Origin of the sequence: Cupriavidus laharis (genome assembly GCF_914271435.1) — a bacterium.
Lineage (GTDB): Bacteria > Pseudomonadota > Gammaproteobacteria > Burkholderiales > Burkholderiaceae > Cupriavidus > Cupriavidus laharis.
In genome coordinates this window covers 1-19,170 of record NZ_CAJZAI010000020.1, presented here as the reverse complement: position 1 = coordinate 19,170, position 19,170 = coordinate 1, and the positions used below count along the sequence as shown (strand labels likewise).

Here is a 19,170-nt window from a genome sequence, read left to right as displayed (position 1 = left end):
GGCGCGATCAGCGATGGGCGGACGGCAGCGCCGTCGGGGCGGCGGGGCGGGTGCGCTCCAGCCGCTCCAGGCGTTTCTCCAGGCGGGCAAGGTCATCGCGCAGGCGGCCCACATCGGTACCGAAATCATCCAGCGCTACGTGGCGCACCAGCGTCCGCTTTTCGTCCAGCAGGTATTCGGTAACGTTATCCACCAGCGTGCGGCCCACGCGCGTGGCCTGCTCATGCACCTGGCGCGCACCGTCGACCATGCGCTGGGCCAGGCTGTCGCTGACCGGCCCGCCCAGGATTCCGCGGAACGCGCGCGACAGGTCCTCGGCCGCGTCCCAGCGCAGGTTGCGCGCGAGCATCGAAACCGTGTTGGCCAGCTCGGCATCGCCCTCGATGCGCACATGGCGCATCGCCGCAGCCTGGCCGCCGTCCGCCACGTCGGCAGCGACGAGCGGCCATTGCTGCAGGGGCACGAGCAGCGTGACTGCCGGCGCTTCGGCCGCGGGTGCCAGCTCGGTGGCGCCATCCTCGGTCACCCGCAGCGACAGCGCGAACGCGGCGGCGTCGAAGCGGACCACGCGGCCGGCGAACGGCGCCAGCAGGCCGCGGGCCCAGGGCTCCTGTTCGAGCAGGTGGTTCAGCGCGGCAACGGCGGGCGCGGCCAGGGCGGAAGGCAGAGGATTCATGGCAAAGGGCGTGCTGCGCACGACTGGGCTGGCAGGCCTGACACAGGGTGAGACACCGCCTCCAAACGGAAAAGGCCCGCGCTTGCGCGCGGGCCCTCCATTCTAAGCTACTCCCCGCTGGCGTCACCGCCATGGGGCACTGACGGCACTCAGGACTCCTGCTGGATACCGGCAAGCAGCCAGCCACCCGAGCCGGAAACCGGCTTGGCCAGGTTCCAGACCTCGGCAAACGGCTGCGCCGCTTCGCCGGCGCGCTCGCGGATCATGCCCGAGAAACGCACGCTGGCCAGGTGCTGGCTCGGCGACGATTCGATGCCCAGCATCTGCGCTTCCAGCGTAACCACATCGGTCTTGTTGACTTCGGCGCCGCGCTCGGACAGGTCCATCTTGATCTCGGCGAACATTTCCGGCGTCGTGAATTCGCGGATGTCGTCGAGGTTGCCGGCATCCCAGGCCGCCTGCAGGCGCACGAAATGCACCTTGGCGTTGCGCAGGAAGGCTTCGGTGTCGAAGTCGGCAGGCACACCCCAGGGCTGGGCAGCGCCAGCGGCTACCGGCGCCGCTGCGCCGGCAGCGGGCATCACGGGTTCGGCCGCCGTGGCCGGGGCAGCCGGCTGGCGCAGCATCGGTTCCGCGTTGCGAGCCATGCCGCCCGCGCCGGCGCCCGCGTAGGCAGGCTGCTGCTGGCGGCTGCCGCCACGGAACTTGCGGATCAGCCACATCACCACGAACGCGACCAGCGCGATCAGGATCAGGTTGGACAGAAAGCTCAGCGCCGCGCCGCCCAGGCCGAAGTGCGACAGCAGCCAGCCAATGCCCAGGCCGGCGGCGATGCCGCCCAGGATGCCGCCCCAGTTGCGCTTGGGCGCAGCCGCGGCGGCCGCGCCGGCAGCCCCGGCGGTGGCCGGTGCGGCCTGCTGCGCAGGCTGCTGGGCCGGCTGCGACGGCGTCTGCTGCGCCGGCGCCTGCTGGCGTTGCTGCGTCACGGTGGACGATTGCTTGCCGATGCTGCGCGAGCCGCCCATGCGCTTGGCATTGGCGTCCAGCGCCATGCCGAGCGCGATCGCGGCAATCAGCGACCCCACCAGGAATTTTCCGCGAAGTGATGACATATTCAGTGATCCCCTGTCAGTTTCCGCTCAAAACCGGCATTCGATTGCCGGATTCGAGCCAGGAATGGCGATTTAATACTTGCGCCCGACGTGGAGCGCCACCACTCCGGCCGTCAGATTGAAGTATTCGACATTCTCCAGCCCAGCTTGTTCCATCAAGCGTACAAGTGAAACCTGGTCTGGATGCATGCGGATGGATTCTGCCAGATAACGGTAGCTTGGGGCATCCCCCGCCACCTTCTGCCCCAGCCACGGAAGCACCTTGAAGGAATAGATATCGTAGGCCTTCTCCAGCGGTTTCCATACCTTGGAGAATTCCAGCACCATGACCTTGCCGCCCGGCTTCACCACACGGCGCATCTCGGCCAGGGCAGCATCCTTGTGGGTCATGTTGCGCAGGCCGAAGGCCACCGTGACCAGGTCGAAGTAGTTGTCCGGGAACGGGATGCGCTCGGCATCGCACAGGGCCACCGGGGTGATGATGCCCTTGTCGAGCAGGCGGTCGCGGCCCACGCGCAGCATCGATTCGTTGATGTCGGTGAGCCAGACCTGGCCGGTCAGCCCGGCCTGCTTCGCGAACGCCTTGGCCAGGTCGCCTGTGCCGCCGGCGATGTCCAGCACCTTGTGGCCAGGCCGCACGCCCGCCTGGGCGATGGTGAACAGCTTCCACAGCCGGTGCATGCCGCCCGACATCAGGTCGTTCATCACGTCATACTTGCTGGCGACCGAATGGAACACGCCGGCAACCTTGCCGGCCTTCTCCGTTTCGTCGACCTTCTCGAACCCGAAGTGGGTTTCGCTCATATCTCAGACTCCAGGTACTGATCAGTGGTGATGGCCGCAACCATGGCCGCCGGCAGCCGCCATGGGCGTGTCGCGGTCGACGCCCGCGGCTTCCAGGCGCTTCAGGTAGTCGGCCCACAGCGCATCCTGCTGGTCGCCCAGGCGGTACAGCAGGTCCCAGGAATAAATGCCGGTGTCGTGGCCGTCGGTGAACCGGATCTGGATGGCGTAGTTGCCCACGGGCTCGACGGCGGCGATGCCGACCTCGCGCTTGCCGGTCTGCAGCACTTCCTGGCCGGGGCCGTGGCCCTGTACTTCGGCCGACGGGGAATACACGCGCAGCAATTCGAACGGCAGCCGGAAGCTGCGCCCGTTCTCGAAGCCGATTTCGAGCACGCGCGACTGCGTGTGCACTGTCAGCGCGGTGGGATGGGGAGTATCTTTCTCGAGGCCTGCCATAGTGGGTGCGCCGGCGCGGGCGCCAGGTGGGTTGGCGTGCCGCGGCTCGCGGTCACGCCTCGCATACGACCCGATAGCTTACCGCAGCCACCCCACCTTGCCCATCCTGGGTGCCGGCGCCGTCATCGGGCACATAGCGCAGCCGGCGGCCATGAAAGGCAGCCACGGTGCTGCGGTGGGCAATGCTGATGATCGCGGCATCGGGCAATGCCTCGACCATCAGGCGGTACATGATGCCCTCGGTTTCCTCGTCGAGCGCGCTGGTGGCCTCGTCCAGGAACAGGTAGCGGGGCTTCTGCAGCAGCGCGCGGGCGAATGCCAGGCGCTGCTGCTCGCCGGGCGACAGCCGCAGCGACCAATTGTCGAAGACGTCGAGCTGGTCCACGAGCTGCGGCAGCCGCGCCTGGCGCAGCACCGTCTGCAGTGCCTCGGCGGCGTGGGCCGTGCCTGCGTCCGGATACGCGAGCGCGTCGGCGAGCGTGCCGATCGGCAGGTAGCTGCGCTGCGGCAGGAACAGCGTGCGCGCGTCGGCCGGCATCGTGACGGTGCCGCTGCCGTACGGCCAGATACCCGCCAGCGCGCGGAACAGCACGCTCTTGCCGCAGCCCGACGGCCCGTTCACAAGCCAGCGCTCGCCCGGCGCGATGGCCAGCGAGAACGGCGCCACCAGCTGGCGCTGGCCGACGCTCGCGCCGCGGTGGGCACGCACCGGCAGCGCCAGACCGAGGCCGTCGACGCGAATGCCCGCCTGCGGCTCGCCAGTATGTTCGACCTCGATATCGCGCACGCCGGTATGCGCCTGGTCCTGCCGCTCGGCCACGCGGATCGCCTCCTGGAAATCGATCAAGCGGTTGGCTGCCGCCTTCCAGCCCACCAGCGTCGCGTAGCTGTCCACGAACCACGACAGCGCGCCCTGCACCTGGCCGAAGGCCGAGCTGGTCTGCATCAGGCCGCCCAGCGTCATCTTGCCGGCGAAGTAGCGCGGCGCCGCCACCAGGATCGGGAAGATGATGGCGAACTGCGCGTAGCCGGAACTGACGAACGTCAGCCGCCGCGTATAGCGCATGAGCTGGTTCCAGTTCGCGCGGATGCGGTCGAAGCGCGCGCGCAGGCCGGCCTGCTCGGTCGGCTCGCCGCGGTACAGCGCCACGGGTTCGCTGTTCTCGCGCAGCCGCACCAGCGTGAAACGGAAATCCGCCTCGTACTGTTCCTGCTGGAAATTCAGGCCGATCAGCGGCCGTCCGACGACATGCGCGATCAGCGAGCCGATCACCGCGTAGCCAGCTGCAAACCACACCATGTAGCCCGGGATCACGATCTCGTTGCCGCCCAGCGCAAGGCTGATCGGGCCGGATACCGTCCACAGGATGCCGACGAAGGACAGCAGCGTCACCACCGAATTGAGCAAGCCCAGCGACAGCGACAGCGCGCCGTCGGTGAACTGGCGCAAGTCGTCCGAAATACGCTGGTCAGGGTTGTCGGTGGTATGCGTCTGCTCGATCCGGTAGTACGCCTGGTGCCCCATCCAGTGGCCCATGAACTGGCCCGTCATCCAGGTGCGCCAGCGCATCTGCAGCATCATCGTGTAGTACTGCCGCGAGATGGCGGCCACGATGAAGAACGCCGCGATCCACGAGAACCGCAGCAGCAGCACCTTGAACGACGCATAGTCGCGCTGCTCCAGCGCGTTGTAGAACACGCGGTTCCACTCGTTGAGCAGCACGTTGATATAGACGATACCCAGGTTGAGCGCCACCACCAGGGTGAGCAGGCCAAGCCCAGCCTTGCGGTCTTCGGACTTCCAGTAGGGCTTGATCAGCGCCCAGGTCGCGGCCATGCGCAGCCGGCTCTGGATCTTGAGGGCCCGGGCGGGAACAGCCGGGCCCGGTACGGTGACGGAAGTCGGTGTGGTGGACATAGCGGCAGCGGTGCGCCCGCCGGCGCTGCGGCGGGCTTGTTCTTCTGGAATGAGCAACGGCCGCGGCGGCCCTTGCGATGACAACAGGATTCAGACGCGTGCCGCATGGCACGGTTCCGCGCCGCCGGCCAGGTGTTGCCGCCGCGCGGCTCAGCTGCCCACAGCCAGCGCGGAAAGTGCCGTACGCAGCGCCGGCAGCCGGCTTGCCAGTTCTGCCACGCGCGCTGCGTCAGCGGCGCGCTGGGGCGCAGCCCAGATCGCCTCGGGGAAATGGGTGTCCCAGCGGTAACGCGGAATGATATGCCAGTGCAGGTGCGGCACCATATTGCCGAATGCGGCCAGGTTGACCTTGTCCGGCGTCATGACCTCGCGCACCACGCGTTCCACACGGGCCACCAGCCGCATCAGCCAGGCCTGGTCGGCGTCATCCAGGTCGGTCAGTTCTGCCGCATGGTCGTTCCAGACGATGCGGCAAAAGCCGGGAAAGCGGTCGTGCTCGACCAGGATCACGCGCGCGCGGTCGCCCATCCAGACGAGTTCGCCGCCGTCGGCTTCGCACAGCGGGCAACCCTGCACGCGCGTCACACCAGCACCCGCTCGATACCGCCAGCATTGGCCTTGGCCACATACTCCGGCATCCAGTTCTCCCCAAGCAGATGCTTCGCCATCTCCACGACGATATAGTCGGCCTGCACCGACGCATCCTCGTTGTAGCGCGACAGCCCCTGCAGGCACGACGGGCAGCTGGTCAGGATCTTGACGTCGCCGGTGAAGCCGTCGGCGCGCAGCTTGTCGGCGCCCTTCGTCATCTCCTCTTCCTTGCGGAAGCGGACCTGCGTCGAGACATCCGGACGGGTCACCGCCAGCGTGCCGGACTCCCCGCAGCAGCGCTCGTTCTTCTCGATCTTGCCGGCGCCCGCGTTGCCGCCCATCAGGTCATTGACCAGCCTGGTCGGGTCCATGGTCTTGATCGGCGTGTGGCAGGGGTCGTGGTACATGTAGCGCGTACCGGTCACGCCTTCGAGCTTCACGCCCTTTTCCAGCAGGTATTCGTGGATATCGATGATGCGGCAGCCCGGGAATATCTTCTCGAATTCATAGGTGGCGAGCTGGTCGTAGCACGTGCCGCAGCTGACCACCACCGTCTTGATGTCGAGGTAGTTCAGCGTGTTGGCCACGCGGTGGAACAGCACGCGGTTATCGGTGACCATCTTCTCGGCCTTGTCGTACTGGCCGTTGCCACGCTGCGGATACCCGCAGCACAGGTAGCCCGGCGGCAGCACGGTCTGCACGCCCACGTGCCACAGCATGGCCTGCGTGGCCAGCCCCACCTGCGAGAACAGCCGCTCCGAGCCGCAGCCCGGGAAGTAGAACACCGCTTCCGTTTCCGGCGTGGTCGCCTTCGGGTCGCGGATGATCGGCACGATCTCGTTGTCCTCGATGTCGAGCAGCGCGCGCGCGGTCTTCTTGGGCAGGTTGCCCGGCATTTTCTTGTTGATGAAGTGGATCACCTGCTCGCGCACCGGCGGCTTGCCCACCGTGGCCGGCGGATGCGCGGTCTGCTTCTTCGCGAACTTCTTCAGCACCTCATTGCCCAGGCGCTGCGCCTTGTAGCCCCAGTCGATCATGACCTTGCGGGTCAGGTTGATCGTTTCCGGGCTGGTGGCGTTCAGGAAGAACATCGACGCGGCCGTGCCGGGGTTGAACTTCTTCTGCCCCATCTTGCGCAGCAGGTTGCGCATGTTCATCGACACATCGCCGAAGTCGATCTTCACCGGGCACGGCGTCGCGCACTTGTGGCACACCGTGCAGTGGTCGGCCACGTCGGAGAATTCGTCCCAGTGCTTGATCGACACGCCGCGGCGGGTCTGTTCCTCGTACAGGAAGGCCTCGACCAGCAGCGAGGTGGCCAGGATCTTGTTGCGCGGGCTGTACAGCAGGTTCGCGCGCGGCACGTGCGTGGCGCACACCGGCTTGCACTTGCCGCAGCGCAGGCAATCCTTGACGCTGTCGGCAATGGCGCCGATATCGCTCTGCTGCATGATGATGGACTCATGCCCCATCAGGCCGAACGACGGCGTGTACGCATTGCGCAGGTCCGCGCCCGGCAGCAGCTTGCCCTTGTTGAAGCGGCCCTGCGGATCGACCTTCTGCTTGTAGGCGCGGAAGTCGCCGATCTCGTCCTCGGTCAGGAACTCCAGCTTGGTGATGCCGATGCCGTGCTCGCCGGAAATCACGCCGTCGAGCGAGCGGGCCAGGTCCATGATGCGGGCCACCGCGCGGTGGGCGTCCTGCAGCATGTCGTAGTTGTCGGAGTTGACCGGGATGTTGGTGTGCACGTTACCGTCGCCGGCGTGCATGTGCAGCGCCACGAAGACGCGCCCGCGCAGCACTTCCTTGTGGATGGCCTGCGCCTCGTCGAGGATGGGCTTGAACTCGCCGCCGTTGAAGATCTTGCGCAGCTCGGCGCGCACTTCGCCCTTCCAGGACACGCGAATGGTGCGGTCCTGGAGCAGGTGGAACACATTGGCATCCGGCTGCTGCGCCAGGCGCGCGTCGAAGGCCTGGCCGAGCAGACCCAGGCCGTGCGCGATCAGCGACGCCTTGGCGGCTGCCAGCGGCGTGTCGAGGTGGTCCTGCAGGTAGCGCCAGCGCGAGCGGATTTCGCGCAGCAGCGTGAGCGCGTGCTGCACGCGGTCTTCCAGCAGCTCGGCGCTCGGGATCTCGTTGGCGTCGTCGCTGCGGCCCAGCGGCAGGTTGCCGCGCGCGAAGAAGGCTTCCAGCGCGTCGACCAGCGCGAGCTTGTTCTTGATCGACAGCTCGATGTTGATGCGCTCGATGCCGTCGGTGTACTCGCCCATGCGCGGCAGCGGAATCACCACGTCTTCATTGATCTTGAAGGCGTTGGTATGCCGGGCAATGGCGGCGGTGCGCGAACGGTCGAGCCAGAATTTCTTGCGCGCCTCGGGGCTGACGGCGATGAAGCCCTCGCCGCTCTTGCCGTTGGCCATGCGGATCACTTCCGACGTGGCACGCGCCACGGCATCTTCATCGTCGCCGACGATATCGCCGATCAGCACCATCTTCGGGAAAGCATTGCGCTTGCTCTTGGTGGCATAGCCGACGGCGCGCAGGTAGCGCTCGTCCAGGTGCTCGAGGCCGGCGAGGATGGCGCCACCCGGGGTCTTCGACTCGCCGTCAAGGAAATCCTTGATCTCGACGATGCTTGGAATGGCATCGCGCGCCTGGCCGAAGAACTCCAGGCACACGGTGCGGATGAACTTCGGCATGCGGTGCAGGATCCAGCGCGCGCTGGTGATGATGCCGTCGCAGCCTTCCTTCTGCACGCCCGGCAGGCCCGCCAGGAACTTGTCGGTGACGTCCTTGCCCAGGCCTTCCTTGCGGAACTTGCGGCCTTCGATGGCCAGCGTCTCGGTGCGCAGCACCTTCTCGCCCGGTGCCCGGTTGCCGTCCGACCACTTCAGTTCGAACGTGGCGACCGGCACGTCGTGGATCTTGCCCAGGTTGTGGTCCAGCCGGGTGACTTCCAGCCAGTTGCCTTCCGGATCGACCATGCGCCACCAGGCCAGGTTATCCAGCGCGGTGCCCCACAGCACAGCCTTCTTGCCGCCCGCGTTCATGGCCACGTTGCCGCCAATGCACGACGCGTCAATCGACGTCGGGTCCACCGCGAACACCAGGCCGGCCTTGTCGGCGGCGTCGGCCACGCGGCGCGTCACCACGCCGGCGCCCGAGAAGATGGTCGCAACCTTGTGCGAGACACCTGGCAAGTCAGTCTGCTCGACCGGGCCGAGCTGTTCCAGCTTCTCGGTATTGATGACCGCGCTCATCGGCGTCAGCGGCACGGCGCCGCCGGTATAGCCGGTGCCGCCTCCGCGCGGGATGATGGTCAGGCCGAGCTCGAAGCAGCCCTTGACCAGGCCGGCGATCTCTTCCTCGGTGTCCGGCGTCAGCACGACGAACGGATATTCCACACGCCAGTCGGTGGCGTCGGTCACGTGCGATACGCGCGACAGCCCATCGAACTTGATGTTGTCCTTCTGCGTGACGCGGCCCAGCACGCGCTGTGCGCGCTTGCGCAGGTCATAGGCAGCGGCGAACTCGTTCTTGAAGTCCTCGATCGCCTGCTTGGCGAAGGCAACGAGCTGCTCCACGCGGTGCGAGCGGTCCTCGGCGGCCGGCTCGGCATGCACGGCACGGTCGGCAGCGCGGCGCTTCTCGATCTCGCTCAGGCGGTGGTGCAGCGCGCTCACCAGCATCTGGCGTCGCTTGGGGTTCTCGAGCAGGTCGTCCTGCAGGTAAGGATTCCGGCGCACTACCCAGATATCGCCCAGGACTTCATACAGCATGCGTGCCGAACGGCCGGTACGGCGCTCGCTGCGCAATTCGTCCAGAATGCGCCAGGCCTCTTCGCCCAGCAGGCGAATGACAATCTCGCGGTCCGAAAAGGACGTGTAGTTATAGGGGATTTCACGCAGGCGCGGCGGGGCGTCCTGCGCGGCCAGCTTGGCGTCGAGCACGAGTGGGGCGTTCATGGGGGGACCGCTTCCTGCTGCGCACTGAAGGTGTGCGCCGATCGTTCATTAAAGCGCGATTGTACTGCATGGCACGGTTTCGCCGCGCCGCAACATGACACAACCCGTGTCGGAACAAGGGTTTAGCGCCGCTTTGCGTACTGCCGGGCACACAAGGATTCAGAACCAGGCCCTGAAGATTCCGGCAATGTTGTGCCAAAAACTGTCCGGAATCCACAGCAGGCTGGCAGTCATGGCCAGATAGCGCAGGAATTTGCCGACCGCCATATAGGCCAGGCTGGGCCAGAACGACAGCCGCAGCCAGCCCGCCAACGTGCACAATGGATCACCTATGCCCGGCAGCCACGACACCAGCAGCGTCGGCGGGCCCAGCCGCCGCATCCAGCGGAAGTAGCGCGCGTCCAGTTTGGGCTTGGTGGGCTTGCGCACATGTTCGCGATGCTCAAGGTGTTCCTGCTCGTGTTCGCGCGCCTGGCGCCGCTTGCGGTAGCGCACCAGCGCCAGCTTGGCCGCATAGCCGAGCCACCAGTCGATAGCGCCGCCCGCGGTATTGCCGAGCGTGGCCACCACCACCGCCGGCCAGAACATATGCGGGTTGAGCTTGACGTAGCCGAACACGGCCGGCTCCGAGCCCAGCGGCAGCAGCGTGGCCGACACCAGGCTGACGACGAAGATCGCGGGCAGGCCCACCTTAGGCAGGGCGATGATGTCGAACAGCCAGTCGAAGAACGCTTCCATGTCGTGGGCCGGGGTATCCAGGGGTGCCTTGGCGGCGTCAGCATTCTAGCCGTACCCCTTTCGGGGCACGGGCAACCCGCATGGCAGCGCCCGGCGATTTGTGATTAACTGTTAGAGCCCGTCGCGGCCAAACGTTCGCCGGCCGCCGGGGGGGTCCCCTCCCGCACGGCATTCGCCGTGGGCAGCACCGGAAGCACCAATATCACGAAATAGCCGTAGCAAACGGCAGTACCGCGTCGTGGCCAGTCCCGCGCTGTTTTTTTCGGGATTTCGGGGAGTTGGTCATGCGCGTCCACCCACATGGAGACAAGCATGGCGATTCCGATCCGCCTGACGGTCAATGGCAAGCCCGTTGACACCCAGGTAGAACCCAACACCCTCCTGGTCCAGTTCCTGCGCGAACAGCTTCGCCTGACCGGCACGCACGTCGGCTGCGATACCGCGCAGTGCGGCGCCTGCACGGTCCACCTGGACGGACGCGCGGTCAAGTCCTGCAATATGCTCGCCGTGCAGGCCGACGGGGCCCAGGTCACGACGATCGAAGGGCTGGCCGGCGGCGGCAATGGCCTGCATCCGATGCAGGAAGCCTTCCGCGAATGCCATGGCCTGCAGTGCGGCTTCTGTACACCCGGCATGGTCATGGCAGCCACCGCGCTAGTGAAGGCACAGCCAGACGCTGATGCCACCACTATCCGCCAGCAGCTCGAAGGCAACCTGTGCCGCTGCACGGGCTACCACAACATCGTCAAGGCCGTGCAGCAGGGGCAGGCCGCCATGCGCGGCGCCGCTGCCACGAGCGCCGAGTAAGGGAGGCCAGCCATGAACGCACCCGAATCGCAAAAGTTCGTCGGCGCGGCGGTCAAGCGCAAGGAAGACTTCCGCTTCCTGACCGGCAACGGCCAGTACACCGACGACATCGTCCTGCCGCAGCAGAGCTACGGCTACTTCGTGCGCTCGCCGCACGCGCATGCGCGCATCAAGTCGATCGACAGGAGCGCCGCGCTGGCCTCGCCCGGCGTGATCGCCGTGCTGACCGGCGAGGACATGGCCGCCGACAAAGTGGGCGGCCTGCCCTGCGGCTGGCTGATCCACAGCATCGACGGCTCGCCGATGAAAGAGCCGCCCCACCCCGTCATCGCACAGGGCAAGGTTCGCCATGTCGGCGACCAGGTGGCGCTGGTGGTAGCCGAAACGCTGATGCAGGCGAAGGACGCCGCCGAGAAGATCGAGGTCGACTACGAGGAGTTGCCTGCCGTGGTCAACGCCGCCGATGCGGCCGCGGCCTCCACGCTCGTGCATGACGACGTGCCGGCCAACACCTGCTACACCTGGGGCCACGGCGACAAGGCCGTGACCGATGCCGCCTTTGCGAAAGCCGCGCACGTGACCACGCTGGAGATCGTCAACAACCGGCTGATCCCGAACGCGATCGAGCCGCGCGCGGTCAATGCCAGCTATGCGCGCCAGGACGACAGCTACACGGTCTACGTGGCCAACCAGAACCCGCACGTGGAACGCCTGCTGATGGGCGCCTTCGTGCTGGGCCTGCCGGAATCGCGGCTGCGCATCATCGCGCCCGACGTTGGCGGCGGCTTCGGCTCCAAGATCTTCCTGTACCCGGAGGACGTGGCGCTGACCTGGGCCTCGAAGAAGGTCGGCCGGCCGATCAAGTGGACCGCCGAGCGTTCGGAATCCTTCCTGACCGATGCCCACGGCCGCGACCACGTGACCAAGGCCGAGTTGGCGCTCGACGGCGACGGCAAGTTCCTGGCCATGCGCGTGCACACCACCGCGAACATGGGCGCCTACCTGTCGACCTTCGCCAGCAGCGTGCCGACCATCCTGTACGCGACGCTTCTGGCCGGGCAGTACGCCACGCCGGCCATCTATGCGGAGGTAAAGGCGGTGTTCACCAACACCGCGCCGGTGGATGCCTACCGTGGCGCCGGCCGGCCCGAAGCCACCTTCGTGGTCGAGCGCCTGGTGGAGACCGCCGCGCACGAGCTCAAGATGGATCCGGCCGAGCTGCGCCGCAAGAACTTCATCCGCCAGTTCCCGTATGCCACGCCGGTAGGCCTGACCTATGACACCGGCGACTACGAGCCTTGCCTGGCGCGCGCGCAGGAACTGGCCGACGTGAAGGGCTTCCCGGCCCGCCGCGACGAGGCAAAGCAGCGCGGCAAGCTGCGCGGCCTCGGCTACTCCTGCTACATCGAGGCCTGCGGCCTGGCACCGTCGAACATCGCCGGCGCACTCGGTGCGCGCGCGGGCCTGTTCGAGGTTGGAGAGATCCGCGTGCACCCGACCGGCACCGTCACCGTGTTCACCGGTTCGCACAGCCATGGCCAGGGTCACGAAACCACCTTCGCGCAGATCGTGGCGGACCGGCTCGGCATCGCGCTGGAATCGGTCGAGATCGTGCACGGCGACACCGGCCGCGTGCCGTTCGGCATGGGCACCTACGGCTCGCGCTCGCTGGCAGTGGGCGGTTCGGCGATCATGAAGGCGCTCGATAAGATCGAGGCCAAGGCCAAGAAGATCGCCGCGCATTTGCTGGAGGCATCCGACGCCGACATCGAATTCAGCAACGGCGTGTTCCGCGTGGCCGGCACCGACCGCACCAAGACCTTCGGCGAAGTCGCGCTGACCGCCTACGTGCCGCACAACTACCCGCTCGACAAGCTGGAGCCGGGCCTGAACGAGAACGCGTTCTACGACCCGACAAACTTTACCTATCCGTCGGGCGCCTACGTGTGCGAAGTGGAAGTCGATCCGGACACCGGCGAGTCGCAGGTGGTGAAGTTCACGGCGGTCGACGACTTCGGCAACATCATCAACCCGATGATCGTCGAAGGCCAGGTGCACGGCGGCATCGGCCAGGGCCTCGGCCAGGCCATGCTCGAACAGTGCGTCTACGACAGCGACAGTGGCCAGCTGCTGACCGGCTCGTACATGGACTACGCCATGCCGCGCGCGGGCGACCTGCCCGACTTCACCGTGGAAACCGCCAAGGGCACACCCTGCACGCACAACCCGCTGGGCGTGAAAGGCTGCGGCGAAGCCGGTGCCATCGGCTCGCCTCCGGCCTTCATCAACGCGCTGGTCGATGCGCTGTCCCCGCTCGGCGTGAAGGGCCTGCAGATGCCTGCCACGCCGCACCGCGTGTGGCAGGCCATCCAGGCCGCCAAGCCGTGATCTCTCGTCGCTCCCGCGAAAGCGGGAGCCCAGCGACTTTTGCAACCGCTGGTAAAGACACTGGGTTCCCGCCTGCGCGGGAACGACAAGCGAAAGGAAACCGACATGTACGCATTCCAGTTTGAACGTGCAGCGGATGCCAAGGCGGCCGTCGCGAAGCTCAAGGCCGACCCCGACGCCAAGTTCCTGGCCGGCGGCCAGAGCCTGCTGGCCGCGATGAAGCTGCGCCTCGCCTCGCCATCCACGCTCATCGACGTGGCGCACATCCCCGGCATGGCCGACATCCGCGTCGAAGGCAACGAAGTCGTGATCGGCGCCGCCGCGCGCCACGCCGACGTCGCCGCCAACGCCGAGGTACGCCAGCGCATTCCCGCGCTGGCCGCGCTGGCCGAAGGCATCGGCGACCGCCAGGTCCGCGCGATGGGCACCATCGGCGGCTCGCTCGCCAACGACGACCCTGCCGCGTGCTACCCGGCCGCCGTACTGGGCCTGAACGCCACCGTGGTCACCGACCGCCGCACCATTGCGGCTGATGACTTCTTCAAGGGCCTGTACGAGACCGCGCTCGAGCCAGACGAACTGATCACGGCCGTGCGCTTCCCGATCCCCGAGAAAGCCGCCTACATCAAGTTCCGCAATCCGGCCTCGCGCTTCGCGCTGGTCGGCGTGATGGTCTCGCGCACCGGCGGCAACGTGCGCGTCGCCGTGACTGGCGCGGCTGACAGCGTGTTCCGCTGCCAGCCGCTGGAACAGGCGCTGTCGGCCAGCTTCACGCCGGCGGCGGCGAAGGCGGTCAAGATCGATCCGTCACACCTGAACGCCGACCTGCACGCATCCGCCGAATACCGCGCCCACCTGATCCCGGTGCTGGCAGCGAGAGCGGTGGAGGCTGCAGGCTAGACGAAAAGGAGCGGAGCGCCGCGAAAGGAGAAGCGAGCATAGCCAACGCCATCGAAACAGCGACGGTTTGGCCGTTCCCTCCCCTTGAGCGGCGCCTCGCGCTGAGCCAGCTCCGCGGTCGTCCGGGGCACAGCCCCGGACAAGCTTGCGCAGTGTCTGAGCGGCCGTTCAGGCCGCGAGTTTTGCGCGAGCGCCGCGGAGCTGGCTCAGCGCGAGGGGGTGTCGCCGATCACGGGGTCGCCTTTCTTGCTTCTTCTTTGGCGAGACAAAGAAGAAGTAGCCCCCGAAGGAGGCTATCCAGCGGCGCCAGCACGAACGACGACGTACGAAGCAACCAGACAGCCCCATGCTCCCCACCTCCATCGACGAAACCCTCGCTCAACTGGCATCCCACCAATACTTCGCCGACCGCGAAACCGCGACCGTCCTGTACCTCGCCCTGCGCATGCAGCGCCCCCTGTTCCTCGAAGGCGAGCCCGGCGTAGGCAAAACCGCCCTGGCCCAGGCCATGGCCGAAGTCATGGGCACCCGCCTGTTGCGCCTGCAGTGCTACGAAGGCCTCGACGCCGCCAGCGCCCTGTACGAATGGGACTACCCCCGCCAGATCATGGCCCTGCGCGTGGCCGAAGCCCGCGGCGAACGCCCCGAAACGCAGTCGCTCTACCACGACGACTACCTGCTCAAACGCCCGCTGCTCGAAGCCCTGCTCCCCGACCCGGCTGCCCCCGGCGTGCCGCGTGTGCTGCTGATCGACGAGATCGACCGCGCCGACGAACCGTTCGAAGCTTTCCTGCTGGAGATACTGTCCGAATACCAGGTGTCGATCCCCGAAATCGGCGTGATCCGCGCCGAACGGCCGCCGCTGATCATCGTCACCTCCAACCGCACCCGCGAAGTGCACGACGCGCTCAAGCGCCGCTGCCTGTACCAGTGGATGGGCTACCCGCAGCGCGACCGCGAACTGCAGATCGTCGCCGCGCGCGCGCCGGAAGCCGCCGCACGGCTGCAGGCGCAGGCCGTCGATTTCATCCACCGCCTGCGGGGCATCGACCTGTTCAAGGCCCCCGGCATCGCCGAGGCCATCGACTGGTGCCGCGCGCTGTCCGCGCTCGGCGTGACCGAACTGGACCCGCAGTCGGTGCGCGACACGCTCGGCGTGCTGCTCAAGTACCAGGACGACCTGGCCCGCGCCGACGGCCCCACCGTGGCCGAACTGCTCGCGGGCACGTCGGCCGCGACCTGAGCCATGGCCACGCTGCACCCCGCCAGCACCGGCAAGCCCGGCCCCGCCCTGCCGGTGCTGGCGCGCAACGTCACGCATTTCATGCGCCTGCTGCACGACGGCGGCTTCGCGTTGTCGCCTGCGCATTCGGTCGACGCGCTGGAAGCGCTGCAATACGTGGACATCGGCCAGCGCGACGATGTGCGCGCAGCGCTGGCCGCGCTGGTGCTGTCGGGCCCGGACCAGCGCCCGCTGTTCGATGCCGCGTTCGACCTGTTCTGGCGCGACCCCGACTGGGAAGGCAAGCTGCGCGCGATGCTGCTGCCGCGCGTGGATGCCGGCGCACCGCCACCGCGCCGCAGCAACCGGCTCGCCGACGCGCTGGCGGCACGCCAGCCCGACCTGCCCGCACGGCCACAGCAGACCGAAGCGGAACGCCTGGCGGTGCCGTTGACCTTCTCGGACCAGGAGCGTCTGGCACAGCGCGACTTCGAAACGCTAACCGCGCAGGAATGGCGCGCGCTGCAGCATCTGGTGCGCAAGCGCCGCGCCCACCTGGCGATGGAACGCACGCGCCGCTTGCGCCCGTCCAGCAGTGGCACCCACGCCGACCTGCGCGCCAGCGCGCGCCTGGCGGTGCGCCAGCATGGCGAATGGCTGCGCTGGAAATACCGCCGCCATGCCGAACGCAAGCCGCCGGTGGTACTGCTGCTCGACATCTCGGGCTCGATGAGCCAGTACTCGCGCGCGGTGCTGTACTTCTGCCATGCGCTGACGCTGTCGCGCGAGCGGCTGTCGGTGTTCCTGTTCGGCACGCGGCTCACGAACATCACGCGCGCCTTGCGCGAGCGCGACCCCGACGAAGCTGTCGCCGTCATCACCGGCCAGGTACGAGACTGGGCCGGCGGCACGCGCATCGGCGAGGCGCTGGCCAGCTTCAACCGCCAGTGGGCACGCCGCACGCTCTCGGGACGCGCCACGGTACTGCTCGTCACCGACGGCCTGGACCACGAGCACATCGACCTGCTGAGCCAGGAGATGGCACGGCTGCGGCGCTTTGCGCACCGCATCATCTGGCTCAACCCGCTGCTGCGCTACCCCGGCTTCACGCCGCAGGCACGCGGCGTGCAGGCCATCCTGCCGCATGTGGATGCGCTGCGTCCGGCGCACAACCTCGACAGCCTGCTCGCGCTGCAAACCCTGCTGTCCGAACCGGGCGCCAGCGCCTTCGTTTCACCTATGAAATAAACAAGGAACCCACCCCATGGAAATGAACCGGAGCCAGCGCCTGCCGGTGCCCCAGCAAGTGGCATGGGAGGCGCTCAACGACACGGCGCTGCTCAAGCAGTGCATCCCCGGATGTGAGAGCATCGAGCCTGACGGCGAAAATGCCTACCAGCTCGCATTGACCGCGGCGGTCGGGCCGGTCAAGGCGCGCTTCAAGGGTCGCATGGCGCTGCAGGACATCCAGGCGCCGGACAGCTACACCATCCAGTTCGACGGACAGGGCGGTGCGGCCGGGTTCGGCAAGGGGTCCGCGCGCGTCACGCTGGAACCTGATGGCGAGGAAACGGTTCTCACGTATGCGGTCAACGCACAGGTGGGCGGCAAGATCGCGCAGATCGGCTCGCGGCTGGTAGACGCCGCAGCGCGCAAGATGGCGGATACCTTCTTCACGCGTTTCACCGAGGCACTGGCGACACCGGTGCCCGATGAAGCCGCACAACAACAAGACGCCGCCCCCGAAGGCGGCGATACGCAACAAACAGAGGAACCCAAGCGGAAGCGATCATGGACAGCGTGGATCTCGAAGTCCTGAGAAGCAGCGTACGGTGGCAGCAGGAAGGCCACCGCGTGCTCCTGGTCACGGTAGTCAGAACCTGGGGCTCGTCGCCCCGCCCCGAAGGCGCGATGCTGGCCGTGCGCGACGACGGGCTCGTCGTCGGCTCGGTCTCCGGCGGCTGCATCGAAGACGATCTCATCGACCGCGTGCGCCGCCAGGGCATCACCGCGGACCATCCCGAATCGGTCAAGTACGGCATCAGTGCCGAAGAAGCCCACCGCTTCGGCCTGCCATGCGGCGGCACCATCGAACTGGTGACCGAGCCGCTCACGCCGGCGAGCGGCATCGCCGGCCTGCTCGACGCCGTCGAGAACGGCCGGCTGGTGGCCCGCACGCTCGACATGGCCACCGGCAAGGCCTCGCTGGGGCCGGCCGAGGCGACCGACGGCCTGGCCTTTGACGGCAAGACACTGCTGACCATCCACGGCCCGCGCTACCGCATGCTGGTGATCGGCGCGGGGCAGCTCTCCAAATACCTGTGCCAGATCGCTGTGGGCCTGGGCTTCCAGGTCACCGTGTGCGACCCGCGTGAGGAGTACACGGAAACCTGGGACATTCCCGGCGTGACCATGGTGCGCACCATGCCCGACGACACCGTGATGGAGATGCAACTCGACGAGCGCTGCGCGGTGATCGCCCTCACGCACGACCCCAAGCTCGACGACCTGGCCCTGATGGAAGCGCTGCGCACGCGCGCGTTCTACGTCGGCGCGCTGGGCTCGCGCCGCAACAACCAGGCGCGGCGTGAACGCCTCAAGGAATTCGACCTGAACGAAATACAGCTCGCCCGCCTGCATGGCCCGGTCGGCATCTACATCGGCAGCCGCACGCCGCCCGAGATCGCCATTTCCATCCTGGCCGAAGTCGTGGCCGCCAAGAACCACGTGTCGCTGCCCGACATCCTGCAGGTCGAAGGCGCCAAGGCAGCGCGGGAAATGGCGGCCAGCACCGGCAGCAGCTGCAGCACGTGAGGACGCCCCATGACCGCCGCCCGCAATGCTCCCCTGATCCAGACCGACCTGCCGACCGGGATCCTGCTGGCGGCGGGGTTCGGCCGGCGCTTCGACGCCAACGGCCAGCGCAACAAGCTGCTGGAAAAGCTGCCTGACGGCCGCACCATCGCATGGCGCAGTGCGCGCACGCTGGCCGCCGCGCTACCGGAATCGATCGCCGTGATCCGGCCCGGCAATCCCGCGCTCGCCGAGGAGTTGCGGCGTGGCGGCTGCCGGGTTGTCGAAGCCGCCGAGACCGAGGCAGGCATGGGCGCCGCGTTGCGCGCCGCCGTAGCCGCCACGCCCGATGCGCACGGCTGGGTGGTGGCGCTCGCCGACATGCCGTGGCTGCCGCTGGAACTGGTCAGGGCAGTGGCACTGACCATCACCACGCCCGAGACCATCGCCGCGCCGTGGCGCGACGGGCGGCGCGGGCATCCGGTTGGATTTGGCGCTGCCTGGCGGGAGGAATTGCTGAAGCTCGATGGGGATGAGGGGGCCAGGGCGTTGTTGAAGACGCAGCCGGTGACGCGGATTCTGACGGAGGATGATGGGGCGTTCAGGGATGTGGATTTGCCGGGGGATATTAGGTAGGTTTTGATGAGTTTTCGTGCGTGGCGGGCCTGGCTGTTTCGCCGGCGTGGCTGGCGGGGTTCTGCGGTGAATGATTGGGGTGTCGTTCTTGGCTGATGCTGCTGTTTCGCCGGCGACCCCCCCGCAAAAGACGCGCCCCCCCAACCCCCCCACCCCGCCCCCCCCCCCCCCCCCCACCCCCC

General features: G+C 67.4%; 16 protein-coding genes. 8 read left to right on the top strand and 8 right to left on the bottom strand.

Annotated elements, in window-relative coordinates:
• Positions 1–7 precede the first annotated feature (7 nt).
• From LDO29_RS24985 to LDO29_RS24950, 8 genes are all read right to left on the bottom strand, one after another.
• The gene (locus tag LDO29_RS24985) at positions 8–676 is read right to left on the bottom strand and encodes a ubiquinone biosynthesis accessory factor UbiJ (protein WP_224082433.1); all 669 of its coding nucleotides are present in this window, start codon (positions 674–676) and stop codon (positions 8–10) included.
• A gap of 149 nt (positions 677–825) precedes the next feature.
• Positions 826–1,788 carry a Tim44 domain-containing protein gene (locus LDO29_RS24980; protein WP_224082432.1) on the bottom strand — a complete coding sequence of 321 codons (963 nt, stop codon included), beginning with the start codon at positions 1,786–1,788 and terminating at the stop codon, positions 826–828.
• Positions 1,789–1,860: 72 nt separating this feature from the next.
• Complete coding sequence (gene ubiE, locus LDO29_RS24975; protein WP_224082431.1) at positions 1,861–2,592, bottom strand: bifunctional demethylmenaquinone methyltransferase/2-methoxy-6-polyprenyl-1,4-benzoquinol methylase UbiE; 732 nt, start codon at positions 2,590–2,592, stop codon at positions 1,861–1,863.
• Between the two features lie 21 nt (positions 2,593–2,613).
• The gene (locus LDO29_RS24970; RefSeq protein ID WP_224082430.1) at positions 2,614–3,030 is read right to left on the bottom strand and encodes a gamma-butyrobetaine hydroxylase-like domain-containing protein; all 417 of its coding nucleotides are present in this window, start codon (positions 3,028–3,030) and stop codon (positions 2,614–2,616) included.
• A gap of 52 nt (positions 3,031–3,082) precedes the next feature.
• Positions 3,083–4,948 (bottom strand): ABC transporter ATP-binding protein/permease, encoded by a 1,866-nt coding sequence (locus tag LDO29_RS24965; RefSeq protein WP_224082429.1) that lies wholly within the window; start codon positions 4,946–4,948, stop codon positions 3,083–3,085.
• Between the two features lie 150 nt (positions 4,949–5,098).
• Positions 5,099–5,533, bottom strand: a complete 435-nt coding sequence (locus tag LDO29_RS24960) for an HIT family protein (RefSeq protein ID WP_224082428.1) — start codon at positions 5,531–5,533, stop codon at positions 5,099–5,101.
• A complete protein-coding gene (locus LDO29_RS24955; RefSeq protein ID WP_224082427.1) occupies positions 5,530–9,504 on the bottom strand; it encodes a DUF3683 domain-containing protein in 3,975 nt (1,324 codons plus the stop codon). Before LDO29_RS24955 ends, LDO29_RS24960 begins: the two co-directional genes overlap by 4 nt.
• Positions 9,505–9,663: 159 nt before the next feature.
• A complete protein-coding gene (locus tag LDO29_RS24950; RefSeq protein WP_224082426.1) occupies positions 9,664–10,242 on the bottom strand; it encodes a YqaA family protein in 579 nt (192 codons plus the stop codon).
• Positions 10,243–10,554: 312 nt separating this feature from the next.
• Here LDO29_RS24950 and LDO29_RS24945 point away from each other — a divergent pair, with 312 nt between their 5' ends.
• From LDO29_RS24945 to LDO29_RS24910, 8 genes are all read left to right on the top strand, one after another.
• Positions 10,555–11,049 carry a (2Fe-2S)-binding protein gene (locus LDO29_RS24945; protein WP_224082425.1) on the top strand — a complete coding sequence of 165 codons (495 nt, stop codon included), beginning with the start codon at positions 10,555–10,557 and terminating at the stop codon, positions 11,047–11,049.
• A 12-nt stretch (positions 11,050–11,061) separates the two neighbouring features.
• A complete protein-coding gene (locus LDO29_RS24940; protein ID WP_224082424.1) occupies positions 11,062–13,437 on the top strand; it encodes a xanthine dehydrogenase family protein molybdopterin-binding subunit in 2,376 nt (791 codons plus the stop codon).
• A 105-nt stretch (positions 13,438–13,542) separates the two neighbouring features.
• Positions 13,543–14,337 (top strand): FAD binding domain-containing protein, encoded by a 795-nt coding sequence (locus LDO29_RS24935; protein WP_224082423.1) that lies wholly within the window; start codon positions 13,543–13,545, stop codon positions 14,335–14,337.
• Between the two features lie 346 nt (positions 14,338–14,683).
• Positions 14,684–15,580, top strand: coding sequence for an AAA family ATPase (locus LDO29_RS24930; RefSeq protein WP_224082422.1), 897 nt, complete (start codon positions 14,684–14,686; stop codon positions 15,578–15,580).
• A gap of 3 nt (positions 15,581–15,583) precedes the next feature.
• On the top strand, positions 15,584–16,807 hold the full coding sequence (locus tag LDO29_RS24925; RefSeq protein ID WP_224082421.1) for a vWA domain-containing protein: 1,224 nt from the start codon (positions 15,584–15,586) through the stop codon (positions 16,805–16,807).
• A gap of 16 nt (positions 16,808–16,823) precedes the next feature.
• On the top strand, positions 16,824–17,378 hold the full coding sequence (locus LDO29_RS24920) for a CoxG family protein (RefSeq protein ID WP_224082420.1): 555 nt from the start codon (positions 16,824–16,826) through the stop codon (positions 17,376–17,378).
• The gene (locus tag LDO29_RS24915; protein ID WP_224082419.1) at positions 17,351–18,373 is read left to right on the top strand and encodes an XdhC family protein; all 1,023 of its coding nucleotides are present in this window, start codon (positions 17,351–17,353) and stop codon (positions 18,371–18,373) included. Before LDO29_RS24920 ends, LDO29_RS24915 begins: the two co-directional genes overlap by 28 nt.
• Before the next feature lie 9 nt (positions 18,374–18,382).
• Positions 18,383–18,988, top strand: coding sequence for a nucleotidyltransferase family protein (locus LDO29_RS24910; protein WP_224082418.1), 606 nt, complete (start codon positions 18,383–18,385; stop codon positions 18,986–18,988).
• Positions 18,989–19,170: the final 182 nt, after the last annotated feature.